The sequence below is a fragment of the Xanthomonas sp. 3307 genome (genome assembly GCF_014199735.1).
Taxonomy (GTDB): Bacteria; Pseudomonadota; Gammaproteobacteria; order Xanthomonadales; family Xanthomonadaceae; genus Xanthomonas_A; species Xanthomonas_A rydalmerensis.
In genome coordinates this window covers 188,611-204,397 of record NZ_JACHOG010000001.1, presented here as the reverse complement: position 1 = coordinate 204,397, position 15,787 = coordinate 188,611, and the positions used below count along the sequence as shown (strand labels likewise).

Annotated in this window: 19 protein-coding genes; 7 read left to right on the top strand and 12 right to left on the bottom strand. The window is 70.1% G+C overall.

Annotated elements, in window-relative coordinates; all coding sequences use genetic code 11:
* Nucleotides 1-2: 2 nt before the first annotated feature.
* The 8 genes from GGR64_RS00910 to ccmA form a co-directional block, all read right to left on the bottom strand.
* Complete coding sequence (locus GGR64_RS00910; RefSeq protein WP_160965141.1) at nt 3-458, bottom strand: cytochrome c-type biogenesis protein; 456 nt, start codon at nt 456-458, stop codon at nt 3-5.
* A complete protein-coding gene (locus tag GGR64_RS00905) occupies nt 455-1,063 on the bottom strand; it encodes a DsbE family thiol:disulfide interchange protein (protein WP_184644229.1) in 609 nt (202 codons plus the stop codon). The genes GGR64_RS00910 and GGR64_RS00905 overlap by 4 nt, the downstream gene beginning before the upstream one ends.
* On the bottom strand, nt 1,060-2,994 hold the full coding sequence (locus tag GGR64_RS00900) for a heme lyase CcmF/NrfE family subunit (RefSeq protein ID WP_184643379.1): 1,935 nt from the start codon (nt 2,992-2,994) through the stop codon (nt 1,060-1,062). The genes GGR64_RS00905 and GGR64_RS00900 overlap by 4 nt, the downstream gene beginning before the upstream one ends.
* A 207-nt stretch (nt 2,995-3,201) precedes the next feature.
* Nucleotides 3,202-3,651 (bottom strand): cytochrome c maturation protein CcmE, encoded by a 450-nt coding sequence (gene ccmE / locus GGR64_RS00895; protein WP_184643377.1) that lies wholly within the window; start codon nt 3,649-3,651, stop codon nt 3,202-3,204.
* Nucleotides 3,648-3,824, bottom strand: a complete 177-nt coding sequence (locus GGR64_RS00890) for a heme exporter protein CcmD (protein ID WP_048488884.1) — start codon at nt 3,822-3,824, stop codon at nt 3,648-3,650. Before GGR64_RS00890 ends, ccmE begins: the two co-directional genes overlap by 4 nt.
* Nucleotides 3,821-4,570, bottom strand: coding sequence for a heme ABC transporter permease CcmC (gene ccmC / locus GGR64_RS00885; RefSeq protein ID WP_160965133.1), 750 nt, complete (start codon nt 4,568-4,570; stop codon nt 3,821-3,823). Before ccmC ends, GGR64_RS00890 begins: the two co-directional genes overlap by 4 nt.
* Nucleotides 4,571-4,683: 113 nt before the next feature.
* On the bottom strand, nt 4,684-5,379 hold the full coding sequence (ccmB, locus tag GGR64_RS00880) for a heme exporter protein CcmB (protein ID WP_048488885.1): 696 nt from the start codon (nt 5,377-5,379) through the stop codon (nt 4,684-4,686).
* Nucleotides 5,376-6,023 carry a heme ABC exporter ATP-binding protein CcmA gene (gene ccmA, locus GGR64_RS00875; protein WP_010343781.1) on the bottom strand — a complete coding sequence of 216 codons (648 nt, stop codon included), beginning with the start codon at nt 6,021-6,023 and terminating at the stop codon, nt 5,376-5,378. The genes ccmB and ccmA overlap by 4 nt, the downstream gene beginning before the upstream one ends.
* A gap of 205 nt (nt 6,024-6,228) precedes the next feature.
* Between ccmA and GGR64_RS00870 the strand changes: the two genes are divergently transcribed.
* The 4 genes from GGR64_RS00870 to GGR64_RS00855 all read left to right on the top strand — a co-directional run bounded on the left by GGR64_RS00870 (nt 6,229) and on the right by GGR64_RS00855 (nt 9,438).
* Complete coding sequence (locus tag GGR64_RS00870; protein ID WP_184643375.1) at nt 6,229-7,377, top strand: pyridoxal phosphate-dependent aminotransferase; 1,149 nt, start codon at nt 6,229-6,231, stop codon at nt 7,375-7,377.
* 72 nt (nt 7,378-7,449) lie between these two features.
* Nucleotides 7,450-7,758, top strand: coding sequence for a hypothetical protein (locus GGR64_RS00865; protein WP_160965127.1), 309 nt, complete (start codon nt 7,450-7,452; stop codon nt 7,756-7,758).
* Nucleotides 7,755-8,582 (top strand): amidohydrolase, encoded by an 828-nt coding sequence (locus GGR64_RS00860; protein WP_184448580.1) that lies wholly within the window; start codon nt 7,755-7,757, stop codon nt 8,580-8,582. Before GGR64_RS00865 ends, GGR64_RS00860 begins: the two co-directional genes overlap by 4 nt.
* Nucleotides 8,583-9,000: 418 nt before the next feature.
* A complete protein-coding gene (locus GGR64_RS00855; RefSeq protein WP_160965231.1) occupies nt 9,001-9,438 on the top strand; it encodes a hypothetical protein in 438 nt (145 codons plus the stop codon).
* 206 nt (nt 9,439-9,644) lie between these two features.
* Here the strand turns inward: GGR64_RS00855 and GGR64_RS00850 are convergent, their stop codons facing one another.
* Complete coding sequence (locus tag GGR64_RS00850) at nt 9,645-10,352, bottom strand: hypothetical protein (protein ID WP_260302470.1); 708 nt, start codon at nt 10,350-10,352, stop codon at nt 9,645-9,647.
* Nucleotides 10,353-10,580: 228 nt separating this feature from the next.
* On the opposite strand from GGR64_RS00850, the gene GGR64_RS00845 reads away from it, so the two are divergent.
* Nucleotides 10,581-11,045, top strand: a complete 465-nt coding sequence (locus tag GGR64_RS00845) for a pesticin immunity protein (RefSeq protein ID WP_326520292.1) — start codon at nt 10,581-10,583, stop codon at nt 11,043-11,045.
* A 172-nt stretch (nt 11,046-11,217) separates the two neighbouring features.
* Here GGR64_RS00845 and GGR64_RS00840 read toward each other — a convergent pair whose 3' ends face one another.
* From GGR64_RS00840 to GGR64_RS00830, 3 genes are read right to left on the bottom strand one after another with little or no spacing between them, the layout of a single operon-like run.
* Nucleotides 11,218-12,777: a pseudouridine synthase gene (locus GGR64_RS00840; RefSeq protein WP_184643373.1), complete on the bottom strand. Its 1,560-nt coding sequence runs from the start codon at nt 12,775-12,777 to the stop codon at nt 11,218-11,220.
* Entirely contained in the window at nt 12,770-13,747 is a 978-nt protein-coding gene (gene scpB, locus GGR64_RS00835) for an SMC-Scp complex subunit ScpB (protein WP_184643371.1), read from the bottom strand. The genes GGR64_RS00840 and scpB overlap by 8 nt, the downstream gene beginning before the upstream one ends.
* A gap of 23 nt (nt 13,748-13,770) precedes the next feature.
* Nucleotides 13,771-14,712 carry a ScpA family protein gene (locus GGR64_RS00830; RefSeq protein WP_184448576.1) on the bottom strand — a complete coding sequence of 314 codons (942 nt, stop codon included), beginning with the start codon at nt 14,710-14,712 and terminating at the stop codon, nt 13,771-13,773.
* 373 nt (nt 14,713-15,085) lie between these two features.
* Here GGR64_RS00830 and GGR64_RS00825 point away from each other — a divergent pair, with 373 nt between their 5' ends.
* Nucleotides 15,086-15,385: a YciI family protein gene (locus tag GGR64_RS00825; protein ID WP_160965117.1), complete on the top strand. Its 300-nt coding sequence runs from the start codon at nt 15,086-15,088 to the stop codon at nt 15,383-15,385.
* Complete coding sequence (locus GGR64_RS00820) at nt 15,382-15,666, top strand: BolA family protein (RefSeq protein ID WP_184643369.1); 285 nt, start codon at nt 15,382-15,384, stop codon at nt 15,664-15,666. The genes GGR64_RS00825 and GGR64_RS00820 overlap by 4 nt, the downstream gene beginning before the upstream one ends.
* Nucleotides 15,667-15,787 lie beyond the last annotated feature (121 nt).

The following is a 15,787-nucleotide window of genomic DNA, read 5'->3' as shown; positions in this document are numbered from 1 at the left end:
CCTCACCACTCCTGTTCGTCCTGCAGCGGCAGCGCGGTCGCCGCCGGCGCGCGCCGGCGCACCATCCGGATCAGCACCACCGCGCCGCCGGCCAACAGCAGCAAGGGGCCGAACCACAGCAGCCAGGTCCGCGCTTCCAGCTGCGGCCGGTACAGCACGAACTCGCCGTAGCGATCGACCAGGAACTGCTTGATCTGCGCATCCGACTTGCCCTGGTGCATGAGCTCCAGCACTTCGCGGCGCAGGTCCATGGCGATCTGCGCGTGCGAATCGGCCAGCGACTGGTTCTGGCATTGCACGCAGCGCAGTTCCGCGGTCAGCGCATGGAAGCGCGCTTCCTCGGCGGCGGAGCGGTAGGCCAGCGGCGTCGGATCGGACACCGGTTCGGCGCCGGCCAGCGTGGACCACGCCAGCAGCGCCAGCAGGCCCAGCCGCAGCGCACGCCGGCCGTGGCTCATGGGGTGGCCTTGCCCTGCGCCCGCGTCGGCGGCGCGTCGCGCTCGGCCTGCTGCAAGGCCGGCAGCAGTTCGTCGCGGATGATCTGGTCGGTCAGCGGGCCGGCGTGCTTCCAACGCACCACGCCGCGCGCATCGACCAGGAAGGTCTCCGGTGCCGCGGCCACGCCCCAGTCGATCGCGGTACGCCCTTCGGGGTCGAACAGCACCGCCAGGAACGGATTGCCGAGCTGTTCCAGCCAGCGCAGCGCGTCTTCGCGGCTGTCCTTCCAGTCGTAGCCGATCACCCGCACGCGCTTGCTCAGCGCGAAGCGGGTCAGCACCGGGTGTTCCTCGCGGCAGGCCGGGCACCAGCTGCCCCACACGTTGAGCACGTACGGCGCGCCGCGCAACTCGCTGCTGCGCACGCGGATCGAGGCGTCGTGCAGCAGCGGCAGTTCGAACGCCGGTGCCGGCTTGCCGATCAGGGCCGACGGCAGCGCGTCGCGATCGGCGCTGCCGGAGCGCTGCACCGCATACACCATCAGCGCCAGCATGCCGAGGAAGAACAGGGCGCCCAGCAGGATGGCGGGCAACGGCAGGCGGCGTGGAGCGGGAGCGGACATCAGGGGGTCTCCGGAGAACGACGGAAGCGCCGGTCGGCGGCGGTGACGAAACCGCCCAGCGCCATCAGCGCCGCGCCAAGCCAGATCCAGCGCACGAAGGGTTTGACGTGCACGCGCATCGCCCAGGCGTTGCCGCCCAGCGGCTCGCCCAGGGCGACGTAGACGTCGCCGAACAGGCCGGGGTGGATCCCGGCCTCGGTCATGTTCTGGCCGCCGCTGGCGTACAGGCGCTTTTCCGGGTGCAGCAGCGCCAGCGGGCGATCGTCGCGCAGCACCTGCACGTGCGCGCGTTCGGCCACGTAGTTGGGGCCCTTGCGCTCGTCCAGGCCCTGCAGCTCGAAGCGGTAGCGGCCCAGGTCCAGGTGCTGTCCGGGCGCCAGCGCCACTTCGCGCTGCTGTTCCAGCGCCTCGACCAGCAGCGCGCCGGCCAGGAACACCGCGATGCCGGTGTGGGCCAGGGTCATGCCCAGCATCTCGGCGGTGAAGCGGCTGCCCTTGAGCTGTCGCCGGCTCCACACGAAGCGCGCGGTGCCCAGCAGCACCCAGGTTGCCGCGGCGACGCCGGCGGCGGTCTTCCACGCGCCCTGCGGTGCCAGGAAGAAGCCGATCGCGCCGGCCAGCAGAGCCAGGCCCGCCCACGGTGCCAGCAATGCCAGTGGCCGCGACGCCTGTTCGCGCTGCCAGCGGGTCAGCGGGCCGAACGGCAGCAGCGCCACCAGCGGCGCCATCAGCACGATGAACAAGGTGCCGAAGTAGGGCGGTCCCACCGACAGCTTGCCCAGGTCCAGCGCATCGGCCAGCAGCGGATACAGCGTGCCCAGCAGCACCATCGCGCAGGCGCAGGTCAGCAGCAGGTTGTTGGCCAGCAGCAGGGTCTCGCGCGAGGCCGGGGCGAAGCGTTGCCGCGCCTCGTCGGCCGACGCCGCCACGCGGCCGCCGCGCAGTGCGTACAGCAGCAGCGCGCCGCCGCACAGCAGGCTCAGGAACACCAGGATGAACAGGCCGCGGGTGGGATCGGCGGCGAAGGAGTGCACGCTGGTCAGCACGCCGGAGCGGACCAGGAAGGTGCCCAGCAGCGACAGTGAGAATGCGGCGATCGCCAGCAGCAGGGTCCAGGCGCCGAAGCTGCCGCGCTTTTCGGTGACCGCCTGCGAATGCAGTAACGCCGCACCGGCCAGCCATGGCATGAAGCTGGCGTTCTCCACCGGATCCCAGAACCACCAGCCGCCCCAGCCCAGTTCGTAGTACGCCCACCAGCTGCCGAGCGCGATGCCGATGGTCAGAAAGCCCCAGGCCACATTGGTCCACGGCCGCGTCCAGCGCAGCCAGCGCGCGTCCACCTGGCCGTCCAGCAGCGCGGCAATGGCGAACGCAAACGGCACCGCGAAGCCGACGTAGCCGGCGTACAGCAGCGGCGGATGGATTACCAGGCCGGGGTCCTGCAGCAGCGGATTGAGATCGCGCCCTTCCAGCGGCGCGGGCAGCAGCCGCGCGAACGGGTTGGAGGTGAACAGCAGGAACGCCAGGAAGCCCACGCTCACCAGCGCGAGGGTGCCGATCACCCGCGCCACCACCTGCGCCGGCAGGCGCCGCGAATACAGCGCCACCGCGCCGGTCCACAGCGCCAGGATCAGCGTCCACAGCAGCAGCGAACCCTCGTGCGCGCCCCACACCGCGGAGTAGCGGTATACCAGCGGCAGCAGCGAGTTGGAGTTCTCGGCGACATAGGCCACCGAGAAATCCTGGGTCACGAAGGCGTGGGTGAGGATCGCGAAGGCGCCGGCGACCAGCGCCAGCTGCGCGAACGCCGCCGGCCGCGCCACGCCCATCCAGCGCGCATCGCCGCGCTGCGCGCCGGCCAATGGCAGCGCCGCCTGCAGCACGGCGGTGAGCAGGGCGAGGATGAGGAAGAGTTGGCCGAGTTCAGGAAGCATGGTGCGGCCGGGACCCGGGACCCGGGGCCCGGGGCCCGGAAGAGCGCATATGCGACGGCTGTGGTGTGGTCGCGGGAGAAGCCGAGAGCCGGGCAAAGCAGAGAAAACCAGTTTCGATGCGGAAATGCGCAGCCAAGCTGCAGACGTTGTGCAACCGCTTTTCCCGGTCCCGGGTCCCGGGTCCCGAGTCCCGACCTCTCCGCGCCATCACTGCATCGTCCCCACGTCATGCTTCCGATGCGCATCCCCCATCTTGTCCGCCAGTTCCTTCGGCATGTAGGTCTCGTCGTGCTTGGCCAGCACGTCCTCGGCGACGAACACGCCGTCGTGCATGCTGCCGGTGGCCACCACCGCCTGGCCCTCGCGGAACAGGTCGGGCAGGATTCGGTCGTAACGCACGGTCAGTTGCGCATCGCCGTCGGTCACGCGGAAGTGCGACTGCAGCGAACCCGGGGCGCGCTGGAACGAGCCTTTCTCGACCATGCCGCCGAGGCGGAAGCGCGCGTGCGCGCCGGTCTTGCCGGCCAGCACTTCGGCCGGGGTGTACAGGTAGGCGGTATTGCGCTGCAGGGCCATCGCCACCAGCGTGGTGGTCAGGCCGGCGGCCAGCACCAGCAGCATCAGCCACAGCAGGCGGCGCTTGCGCTGCGGGTTCATCGGCTCAGCTCCAGCGGCGGCGCCGGTTCGGCCTTGGCCTGGCGCTTGCGTTGCGCGCGCAGCCGCGCCGCCCGCAGCGCAGTGCGCACCTGCAGCCGCGCCAGCACGAAATCGGCGAGCAGCACGCCGGCGAACACCGCATAGGCGCCGACCACATACGGCAGGTAGTTCATCCGCGCGCCTCCGCCAGTTGCGTCACCCAATCCTTGCCGGCCTCGCGGCGCAGGTTGTCGGCGCGCGCGCGCGCCAGCAGCGAGCCGGCGAACCAGAACTTGGTCGCGGCCACCATCAGCCACAGCGGCGGCAGCATGCTCGGGTCCATGCTGGACTGGCCGAACAGGCGGATGGTCTGGCCCTGGTGCAGCGAGTTCCACCACACCACCGAATAGCGGATCACCGGCAGCAGCACCACGCCGACGATGGCCAGCAGCCCGGCCGCACGCGCGGCGGTGCGCCGGTCCTCGATCGCCAGGTACAGGCCCATCACGCCGATGTACAGGAACAGCAGGATCAGCTCGGTGGTCAGGCGCGGGTCCCAGTCCCACCAGGCGCCCCACATCGGCTTGCCCCAGATGCTGCCGGTCAGCAGGGTGATCAGGGTGAAGGCGGCGCCGATCGGCGCGCAGGCCATCGCCAGGATCTCGCACAACTTGATCCGCCACACCTGGGCGATGGCCGCGTACACGGCCATCAGGCCGAACACGAACAGGCTCATCCAGGCGCTGGGCACATGGATGTAGAGGATGCGGAAGGCGTCGCTCTGCAGGCGGTCGGCCGGCACCACGAACAGCGCCTGCCAGATGCCCACGCCGGCCAGTAGCAGCGCCGCCAGGTAACACCACGGGGTCCAGCGCGCAGCGAAGCGATCGAAGGTCGGCGGCGAACCGAGTTGGTGGAACCAGCGGACGAGAGAGACCATGCGGACGATTCTAGCTGGCGGGAGGCGGGCTTCGATGCGACAACGACGGAACGGCGATGGAGCACTGCGCTTGCATGGTACGGCCGCCGCCGCGCCGGCGCTGCGCCAACGGCTCAGCTCAGCGAGATGCGGATCGCCGCGGCCGCCGCCAGTGGCGCCAGCACCAGGCCCGCCACCAGACCCGCGGCCAGCAACAGCAGGCCGCCGGCCGGGTCCAGGCCCTGCGCCGCCGCCGCCACGCTGCCGGCGCCGAACACCAGCACCGGCACATACAGCGGCAAGGCCAGCAGCGCGACCAGGATGCCGGCGCGCTTCATGCCCACCGTCAGCGCCGCGACCACCGCGCCGAGCAGGCTCAGCAGCGGGGTCCCCAGCGCCAACGATGCCAGCAGCACCGGCATGCGGTCATGCGGCAGGTGCAGCAATTCGCCGAGCAGCGGCGCGGCCACGATCAGCGGCAACGCGGTGGTGACCCAGTGCAGCAGCACCCGCACCAGTACCAGCCAGGCCAGCGGCACCGGCGCCAGCAGCCACTGCTCCAGCGAGCCGTCCTCGGCATCGCTGCGGAACAGGCTGTCCAGTGCCAGCAGACCGGCCAGCAGCACCGCCAGCCACAGCGCGGCGCCGGCCACCTCGCCGAGCAGGCGCGGCTGGTTGCCCAGCGCCAGCGCGAACAGGGCCACGATCAGCAGGGCGAACAGCGCCGGCTGCAGCGCGTCGCCGCGGCGGCGCCACAGCAGGCGCAGGTCGCGCACCAGCAGTGCGCGGGTGGCCTGCCAAAGGGAGGGAACGGGCGTGGCCAGGCTCATGCGGCGACTCCGCTCAAGGTCAGCATGCGGGTACGCACCGGTGGCGCGGCATAGGCGCCATGGGTGGTCACCAGGGCCGCGCCGCCGCTGCGCAGGTGCGCGGCGATCATGCGGTTGACCAAGGTGATGCCGTCCAGGTCGAGGTTGGCGTAGGGCTCGTCGAGCAGCCACAGCGGCGCCGGCGACAGCCACATCCGCGCCAGCGCCAGGCGCTTCTTCTGCCCGGCCGACAACTGCCGCACCAGGGTGTCCTCGTAACCGGCCAGGCCGACGATGGCCAGCGCGCTGCCGGGCATCTGCTTGGCCCGGCGCCCCTGCAGGCCGCACAGATAGTGCAGGTTCTCCAGGGTGCTCAGGTCGGCCTTCAGCGCGCCCAGGTGGCCCAGGTAGGCCATGAAGCGGGCACGGTCGCCGCGCCGCACCGGGTGGCCGTCGATCTCGATGCGCCCGGCCTCGGCACGCAGCAGGCCGACCAGCACCCGCAGCAGGGTGGTCTTGCCGGCGCCGTTGTCGCCCTGCACCAGCAGCGCCTCGCCGGCATCCAGGTGGAAGTCCAGTGGACCGAACACCGCCGCGTCGTCGCGGGCGAACGTGAGCCCGTGCGCGGCCAGCAGCGGCGGCGGGGTGTACAGCGGATCGGTCATCGGCGAAGGCCGCGGCGGATGGCGCGGCGGCGGGCGGCAAGGGAAGGCGCGCATTGTATCGGCATGCGGGCGTCCGGCGGATGCCGGCAGCGGCCACACGCGGCGATGCGCACATTGCCCCGTGGCGGCGGCCAGGCGATCGCGCATCGCCGGCAAGCGGCTTTGCGTACACTCGGCGTTTTCCCGCTGCCCGCAGATCCCCCGCATGCATCCGCAGACCAAGCTGCCCAAGGTGGGCACCACCATCTTCACCGTGATGTCGCAACTGGCCGCCGAGCACGGTGCGGTCAACCTGGGCCAGGGCTTTCCCGATTTCCCGGTGCCACCGCGGCTGATCGAGGCACTCGCCCGCGCCATGCGCGACGGCCACAACCAATACCCGCCGATGACCGGCGTGCCGGCGCTGCGCCAGGCGATCGCCGAGAAGGCGCTGCGCTGCTACGGCGCCCAGGTCGATGCCGACACCGAGGTCACCGTCACCAGCGGCGCCACCGAGGCGCTGTTCAACGCCATCCACGCCGTGGTGCGCCCGGGCGAGGAAGTGATCGTGCTGGATCCGGCCTACGACAGCTACGAGCCGGCGATCGACCTGGCCGGCGCGCGTGCGGTGCACGTGCCGCTGGACCCGCACACGTTCGCGGTGGACTGGGAGCGCGTGCGCGCGGCGATCACCCCGCGCACCCGCCTGCTGATGCTCAACAGCCCGCACAACCCGTCCGGGGCGATGTTCGGTGCCGACGACCTGCAGGCGGTGGCCGAGCTGCTGCGTGGCAGCGACATCTTCCTGATCTCCGACGAGGTCTACGAGCACATCGTGTTCGACGGCCGCCGCCACGAATCGGTGCTGCGCTGGCCGGAGCTGCGCGAGCGCGCTTTCGTCGTCTCCAGCTTCGGCAAGACCTATCACTGCACCGGCTGGAAGATCGGCTACGCGATCGCGCCGCCGGCGCTCAGCGCCGAGTTCCGCAAGGTCCACCAGTACAACACCTTCACCAGCTTCGGCCCGGCCCAGCACGCCTTCGCCGCGATGATCCGCGAGGAGCCCGAGCACGACGAACAGCTCGGCGCGTTCTACCAGGCCAAGCGCGACCGCTTCCGTGCGCAGTTGCTAGGCACCCGGCTGAAACCGCTGCCGGTGCCTGGCGGCTATTTCCAGCTGGTGGACTATTCGGCAGTCAGCGACCTGCCCGATACCGAGTTCGTGAAGTGGCTGACCATCGAGAAGGGCGTGGCGGCGATCCCGCTGTCGCCGTTCTACCAGGACCCGCCGCAAGGGCAGCGCCTGGCGCGGCTGTGCTTCGCCAAGAACGAGGCGACGCTGGATGCGGCGATCGAGCGGCTTCGCGCGCTGTAGCGCGCGTAAGCACCGGGATTCGGGAATGGGGAATCGGGATTCGTGGAAGCCGGTTACTGGGCGGGGTAGGGTATGTCGGTCGCTGGGATCTATTTCGGGGTCACGTTCGGGTTGGCGGCGGTCTGCGCGGTGGTCGACGGCGCGCTGTTCTACGGGCATGTGCTGACTGGATTGGCTGATCGTGGTCAGCGTGTCGGGATGGATTTCGGGGTGGTGCCGTTCCGGCGGCAGGCCTACGTGGACCGCTATCTCGGCCTCCTGACGCCGCAGGAGCGGGGCACGCTCGCCAACCGCCTGGTCCGCCACCTGCCATGGGTAACGCCTACACTTGGGCTGCTGTGCCTGGTCGGCACGATCTGCATCGGAGTACGTTGGGGATGACACAGGTGGCACAGGATCTGAGGATTTCATTGGTCCAGGGCGACACCCGCTGGCACGATCCGGCCGGCAACCGCGTGCATTACGCCGAATTGCTGGCGCCGCTGGCCGGCGTCACCGACCTGGTGATCCTGCCAGAGACCTTCACCAGCGGCTTCTCCAACGATGCGCTGGCGCAGGCCGAGGACATGAACGGGCCGACCGTGGCCTGGATCCGCGAGCAGGCGGCGCGACTGGGCGCGGCGGTGACCGGCAGCGTGCAGTTGCGCGTGCCCGGCGCCGACGGCGAGGCCAAGGTGTTCAACCGGCTGCTGTGGGCCACGCCGGACGGCGCGCTGCAGCACTACGACAAGCGCCACCTGTTCCGCTACGGCAACGAACATCTGCGCTATGCCGCCGGGCGCGAACGCCTGTGCGTGGAGTGGAAAGGCTGGCGGATCAATCCGCAGGTCTGCTACGACCTGCGCTTTCCGGTGTTCTGCCGCAACCGCTACGATGTCGAGCGCCCCGGCCAGCTGGATTTCGACCTGCAGCTGTTCGTCGCCAACTGGCCGTCGGCGCGCGCCTACGCCTGGCGCACGCTGCTGCGCGCGCGCGCGATCGAGAACCTGTGCTTCGTGGCCGCGGTCAACCGCGTCGGCGTGGACGGCAACGAGTTGCACTATGCCGGCGACAGCGCGGTGATCGATTTCCTCGGCCAGCCGCAGCTGGAGATCCGCGAGCGCGAGCAGGTGGCCACCACCACCATCTCCGCCGCCGCGCTGGCCGCGCACCGCGCGCGCTTCCCGGCCATGCTCGATGCGGACGCCTTCAGCCTGGACGATTAGCGGGAGAGGAGTGGCTTGGGCCGCGACTCGGTTCGCCGGAAACACCCCGGTCGTGGTTGGACGACACCTCCGATAGCGATGAAAGTGTCCTCGTAGGAGCGGCTTCAGCCGCGACCGAGGCGTTCTCGGGAAAGCCCGTCGCGGCTGAAGCCGCTCCTACGCGACAAGCGGCCTCCGGCTTGATCGCGACGAAAGCCGGCGCTGCGAGGCGCCATGAAGCCTGGGTCGAGGGAGCGACGTCTGCTACTGAGCCACGGTCGACTCCGTCATGGGAGTTGCCCTCGCATCCGCGGCTGGCCTTGCCCGCCGCAAGTGGAAATGCCTGCTGAACGCACGCGCGGCGCCCCCGTTACCTTGTCGCGGCCGCGACAACCCCGTTGCTACTCTCGCGGCCAGTCCACCCACCGGTAATGCTCACATGATCAAGTCGCTTTCTCTGCTCGCACTGCTGGGCGCGGCCGCCCTCGCGCCGCAGGCCCAGGCCGCCGGCAACATCGATTGCAAACTCTCCTTCAACCTGTCGGGCTGGTCGGTGCTCTACAAGACCGCCAAGGGCACCGGCACCATCACCTGCAACGACGGCGCGGTAATTCCGGTCAAGATCAGCAGCAAGGGCGGTGGCCTGACGGTCGGCAAGTCCAAGATCGTCGGCGGCCGCGGCACCTTCAGCGGCGCCTACAGCCTCAATGACCTGTTCGGAACCTATGCCGCCGCCGAAGCACACGCGGGCCTGGTGAAGTCCAGCACCGCGCAGGTCGTCACCAAGGGCGATATCTCGCTGGCCCTGGCCGGCACGGGCGAAGGCGTCGATCTGGGCGTCAACGTCGGCAACTTCGTGATCGAGCGCCGCAAGTAAGGCGCCGCCTCCTGCCTGCGCTGCGGCGCAGGCGTGGCGGTTACGACGCAAGCGAATCGAATCCAGGCGCAGTGCGCCTGGATTCTTTTTTGTTGCGTCAACGGTGTCTCGCGGTCATCCACCACAAGTCGGCTACGCCTTGGAGATGCAAGGCGCCCCGGCCAAGCGCGCCCTGCGCAAGGACGCGCTTCATGTCTGCTCTGTGCTTACTGCTGCGCGAACACCCAGGCCAGCTGGCCGCGCACCGGCTCCGGGGTCGCCAATGCCTGGCGGTACAGGGTGCGCGCGGTCCAGCAGGCGTCCTCGTCGCTGGCCTTGGCGATCTCCGGCAACACCCGCATCAGGCGCTGCTGCTGGTCGGCGGGCAGCGACTTGACCAGCGTGCCCATCGCCGCCTGGATCTGCTCCGGCGCCACCGTCTGCGCCGGCGTCTTGTTCAACTCCGCGTCGGTGGCCTTCAGGGAGGCATCGAACCAGCGGTCGATCTGCGCCTGCGGCAGCTTTTCCAGTCCCGACAGCATCGCCGCGCTCAGCGCCTGCGCGTCGTTGGGATTGCCGCCGCGGGCCAACACGGCGCATTGCGACACATCGACCTTTTCGCTGACCTGGGAGAGGATCTGCAGGCGCTGTTCCAGCGTCGCGTGGTCCAGCCGCGCGATGCCGTTCTGCGCCAACTGGAAGCCGGCCTGCTGCGCCTGCGGGCCGCTCTGCTTGAGCAGCGCCACGTAGCGCGGATCGTTGGCCAGCTTGCGCAGCATGCGATCGAACGGCGCGTGCAGCGGCGAACTGGCAGGGTAGGGGTTCTGCGCCGCGGCGATTTCTTCCTGGGCCTTCTGCTGCGCCTTCTGGCAGGCGGCGAGGCTCAGCACGCCGGCGATCAGCAGCGGCAGGGCGATCTTCATCTTCCGTGTCATCGGGATTCCTGGTTGGTAAGAGCGGCCAACAGCGGTGGCCGCCGGATGCGCCAGGATATCGGCTTCGTCCGCGCAGGGCGAACGGCACACTACTGCGCGCGCTGGTGTCGCCACATGCATGTCGCTCACTAGCGAGGACGCCATCGAGCGCCGCGTGGGCGGCAGCCGCCACGGCCATCGCCATTGAGCGTGGGGCTTCGCGCTGCCTATCATCGCGGTCCTCCCTCTGTGCGCGAGATCGTCCGCATGAATGCCGGAATGCTGGTTGGCCTGGTCGCGCTTGGGGTCGGTGCTTCGTCCCTGGCCGCCTCGCAGGAGGCAGGCGTCGCGGATGCGGTCATCCAGCACCTGGACCTGACCTCTTTTCCCAACTCGGTCGGTCCCCGTCGCATGCCGGGGAAGACGACGTTCGCGGACTATGGCTTCGTGGACGTCACAAAAACCGCCAATGGCGCCCGCCTGCTCCAGGCCGACAAAGGCTGGATGATGCGCTTCGAGGTGCTATCTGCCGACCCCACGTCCGTACGCCTGTGTTTCCATGACAGCGGGCTGGCCAGGCCAGGCGACACAAGCGCCCCGAGCTACAACGCAACCTCGGCGCTGCTCGTCGCGAAGTCTTCTCATGGCGACTGGACCGCCAGGCAGGTGCCCGCCGGGTTTGCGGACTGCAGGAACGATCCTGCCGATGCTTGAGCGAGTGGGTGGCCGCGATGCGGACCGTCTCACGTAGGTGACGCGGACGCCGGCGTCGAGCGGCCTGCTCCATTTCCGCTGGCGCTAGCGCCCAACGAAAAAGGGCGCCGCTTGCGCAGACGCCCTTGTCGGGAGCGGGGCTGGCCGACGCGCGCCGCGCCGGCACCGTCACTCAGCCGCCGCGCGAACCGCCGCGGTTGCCGCCGCCGCCGGGACGGCCGCCGCCGCCCGGAGGACGACCGCCGGCCGGGCGGTTGCCGCCGCCGGGGCGTCCGCCCGGACCCGGGCCGCGCTTCTGGCCGCCGGCCGGGCGCGCTGCGCGCGGCGCGGCGCCGTAGGGACTGAAGCCGGGGTTGGCGTGATCGGACGGGAAGCTCGGCGCATTGGCCGGATGCCCGTACGGGTGCGCCTTGCGCTGCCCCTGGCCTTGGCCCTGACCGCGGCCCTGGCCGGCTCCGGCGCCCGCACCGGCACCGGCCGGACGCGGCTTGGCGTAAGGACGCCCCTGGCCCTGACCTTGGCCCTGGCCGCGACCACCGGGACCGGCGTTGCGGTGGCCGGTCGGGCCGGTGCTCACGCCATCGGGCACGTACCAGGTGCGGAACGCGGCCGGGTTGCCGTCCGGCAGCGGCTTGGGGCCCTTCGGCGTGCGCTGCTTGAACGGCTTCTGCGCCTGCTTGGCGGCCATTTCGCCGCTCACGGTCAGGCCGCCGTGCGGCTTCTTGCCGCCGCGGCCGCGGCCGCGGTCCTCGCGGAAATTGTCGAAGCGGCGCAGCTCGCGGCCTTCGTCGGCGGTGTTGTGGCCGTTGACGTAGGCGTTGCCGCCGCGGCCGACCTGCACGGTGGCCTTGGCCGCCTTGCGCTGGCCGATCACCGGCTGCAGGGTCAGCGCCGACGGGGTGCCTTCCTCCAGCTTCAGCTCGGCGCGCAGCGCCTCGACCTTGTCCTGCGCCAGTTCCATCGAGTGCCCGCGCAGCAGTTCGCGCGGCAGCGCGATCTTGCCGTAGCGGGTGCGCTTGAGCCGGCTGACCTGGCAGCCCTGCGATTCCCACAGGCGCCGCACTTCGCGGTTGCGGCCTTCCTTGACCACCACCCGGAACCAGTCGTGCGAGTCGGTGCCGCCGATGCGTTCGATCTCGTCGAACTTGGCGCCGCCGTCCTCCAGCAGCACGCCGCGCGAGAGCCGCTCGACCATGCTGTCGGGCACGGTCTCTTCGCCTTCCGGGGCGCGCACGCGCACCACGTACTCGCGCTCGATCTCGTAGGAGGGGTGCATCATCGCGTTGGCCAGCTCGCCGTCGGTGGTGAGCAGCAGCAGGCCGGTGGTGTTGATGTCCAGGCGGCCGATCGCGATCCAGCGCGCGCCCTTCAGCGCCGGCAGCGCCTCGAAGATGGTCGGACGGCCTTCGGGATCTTCGCGCGTGGTCACTTCGCCTTCGGGCTTGTTGTAGATCAGCACGCGCGAGGGCTCGGTCAGCGCGCTGGCGACGAAGCTGCGGCCGTCCAGCTCGATCTTGTCGCCGCTGCGGATCGACATGCCGGTCTGCGCGACCTCGCCGTTGACCTTGACCAGGCCGTCGGCGATGCGCTGTTCCAGCGCCCGGCGCGACCCCAGCCCGGCCTGGGCCAGGACCTTGTGCAGGCGTTCTTCCAGTTTCGGCTGCTCGGCGGCAGCGGCATCGCGCTTGAGCGAGAGCTTGTTCAACGACAGCTTGCGGGAGGTGTCACTCATTTACTTGGCTCCGGCCGGCGCGTTGCGCGTCGGCCTGTGGTTCGGAATCGGCATCGTCAACAGCCACGGTCGTCGTCGCGACGGCGTTGTCTTCGGCTTCGTTCGCATCCGCCGCGCGCTCTCCCGGCGCGGCTTCGGGTTCGCCCGTCGGGGCGGTCGTGGGATCCGTGGCCGTCGACGCGTGGGCGTCGTCGGTCGCGGGGGTGTGTGGTGTTGCGGTGTCGCTTGCGTCTGCTGCTACGTCGGCATCGTCATCGGCGTCTGCGGCCGCGTCTGCCTGCGCCGTCGCGCTGGGCTCGGCGGATTCGCCGGCGGCCGCGGCGTGTGCCGTGGTGTCGCCCTGGTCACCCTGATCGGCGTCGTTGCCCGGGGCGGCATCGGCCTGGGCCATGTCGCCGACCGGCAGCGCGTCGCGGTCCAGCGGCAGCTGCGGTTCCAGTTCGCCGATGTCCTTGAGTTCGGACAGCGGCGGCAGTTCGTCCAGGCGCTTGAGCCCGAAATAGTCCAGGAAGGTCTTGGTGGTGCCGAACAGCGCCGGCTTGCCCGGCACGTCGCGGTGCCCGACCACGCGGATCCATTCGCGCTCTTCCAGCGCCTGGATGATGTTGCTGCTGACCGCCACGCCGCGCACCTGCTCGATCTCGCCGCGGGTGATCGGCTGCCGGTAGGCGATCAGCGCCAGGGTCTCCAGCGTGGCACGGGTGTAGCGGGTCTTGCGCTCGGTCCACAGCCGCGCCACCCAGGCATGCACGTCGCTGCGCACCTGGTAGCGGAACCCGGAGGCCACTTCGACCAACTCCACGCCGCGGCCCTCGCAGGCCTCGCGCAGCAGTTCCAGCGCGCGCTCGATGCTGCCCGGCGGCGCGGGTTCCTCCTCCGGGAACAGGCCGTGCAACTGCGCCAGCGGCAACGGCTGGTTGGCGGCGAGCAGGGCGGCCTCGACGATGCGGTTGATCAGCGCTTGATCCATGCGTGGACGGGTTCTCGGTGGACTCAGGTGGTGGCGTCGGCGGCGTCGCTGTCGTCGAACTCGCTGTTGAACTGCAGCGGTGCGTTGGTGTTGCCCAGCGCCAGCGACTTGACGTAGATCGGCGGCAGCGGCGGCCGCTCGGCGGCATCGGCGGGGACGTGCGCCAGCGGCTCCTGGACGATGTCCAGCAACTGCTCCTTGGCCAGTTCCAGCAGCGCCAGGAAGGTGACCAGCACGCCCAGCTTGCCTTCCTCGGCACTGAACAGCGATTCGAAACGGTGGAACTTGCCGTCGTCCAGACGGCCCAGCACATCGCCCATGCGCTGGCGCACGCTCAGCGCCTCGCGCTTGATGGCGTGGCCGCTGAACAGTTCGGCGCGCTTGAGCACGTCGTACAGCGCCAGCAGCATCTCCTTCAGCTCCACCGGCGGCGGCAGCTTGACCGCGGCCCGGTCCGGTACGTGGGCGTGTGCCGGGGTGGTGTCGCGGTCCTGCCGCGGCAGCGCGTCGATGTCCTCGGCGGCCTGCTTGAAACGTTCGTACTCCTGCAAGCGGCGGACCAGTTCGGCGCGCGGGTCCGTTTCCTCGCCGTCTTCGGCCGGCGGCCGCGGCAACAGCATCCGCGACTTGATCTCGGCCAGGATCGCGGCCATCACTAGGTACTCGGCCGCCAGTTCGAAGCGCAGCTCCTGCATCACGTTGATGTAGTCCACGTACTGCCGGGTGATCTCGGCGACGGGGATGTCCAGGATGTCCAGGTTCTGCCGGCGGATCAGGTACAGCAGCAGGTCAAGCGGGCCTTCGAACGCGTCCAGGATGACTTCCAGCGCATCCGGCGGGATATACAGATCCTGCGGGATCTGCAGTACCGGTTGCCCATGCACGACCGCCAGCGGCATTTCCTGCTGCTGTGGCGGGGTCGTCTGGATTGGCGGGTTCGCGTCGAGCGCGAGTTCGGAGGTCATCGGTTGGACATCGGTGTTGCGGTAGCGAAGGGCCGGGCAGGCGCGACCCGGCGCGGCTCCTTGCCGGCAGTGCTGCGGTTCAATGGCGCGTCGTCCCCGCAACGCGCTCGGTACTTCAACAAGACACACGACGCACGCCACGCGTGTCGTGGCGGCGGGAACTACAGAGGAGGACGTCTGCGCGGGCGGTGTCAGGCAGCGAATCGGTCGTCGGAAGGGGCTTGGGGTCGCCGATCACCGATGGGCCGCTGCATCCGGCCGCGTGCAATGGAACCAAGGGTAATGCGCCGGCGGGGTCGGTGTCCAGCGCCGCCGCACCGGGGCAGGTCCTACAATGGCACGTCTGTGAAGATAGAACGAGGGCGAAGACGCGATGTGGTACGTGATCGAGGGGTACGACGTGGCCGATGCGCTGCCGCGGCGGGCGGTGGCACGGCCGGCGCATCTGCAGCGGCTGACCCAGTTGCAGGAGGCCGGGCGGCTGTTGCTGGCCGGGCCGTGCCCGGCGATCGACGCCGAGGATCCGGGCCCGGCCGGCTTCAGCGGCAGCCTGGTGGTGGCTGCGTTCGACTCGCTGGCCGAGGCGCAGGCCTGGGCCGAGGCCGATCCGTATGTCGCTGCCGGGGTCTACGCCCGGGTCGAGGTGCGGCCGTTCCGCAAGGTGCTGCCATGAGCCAGGTCGGTGCCGAGCGGGTGGCGCGCATCCGCGCCGCGCTGGAGGCGGCATTCGCGCCGCAGGCGCTGGAGGTCGAGGACGACAGCCATCGCCATGCCGGCCATGCCGGCGCGCGCGATGGCCGCGGGCATTTCAATGTCCACATCGTCAGTGCCGCCTTCGCCGGGATGGCGCCGCTGGCCCGGCACCGCGCCGTCTATGCCGCGCTGGGCGAGATGATGCAGACCGATATCCATGCGCTGTCGATCCGCGCCGAGGTGCCGGGTACGGCCGGCTGACGCCTGTGGCCGATCGGGTGCCGCCAGCCCGAATCGGGGTGCGCACCCCGCGGAAAACCGGAATCTGCACCTGAATTATGTTGCGTTGCGGCACAATTCCGGTCGGTTTCGTATTATTCAA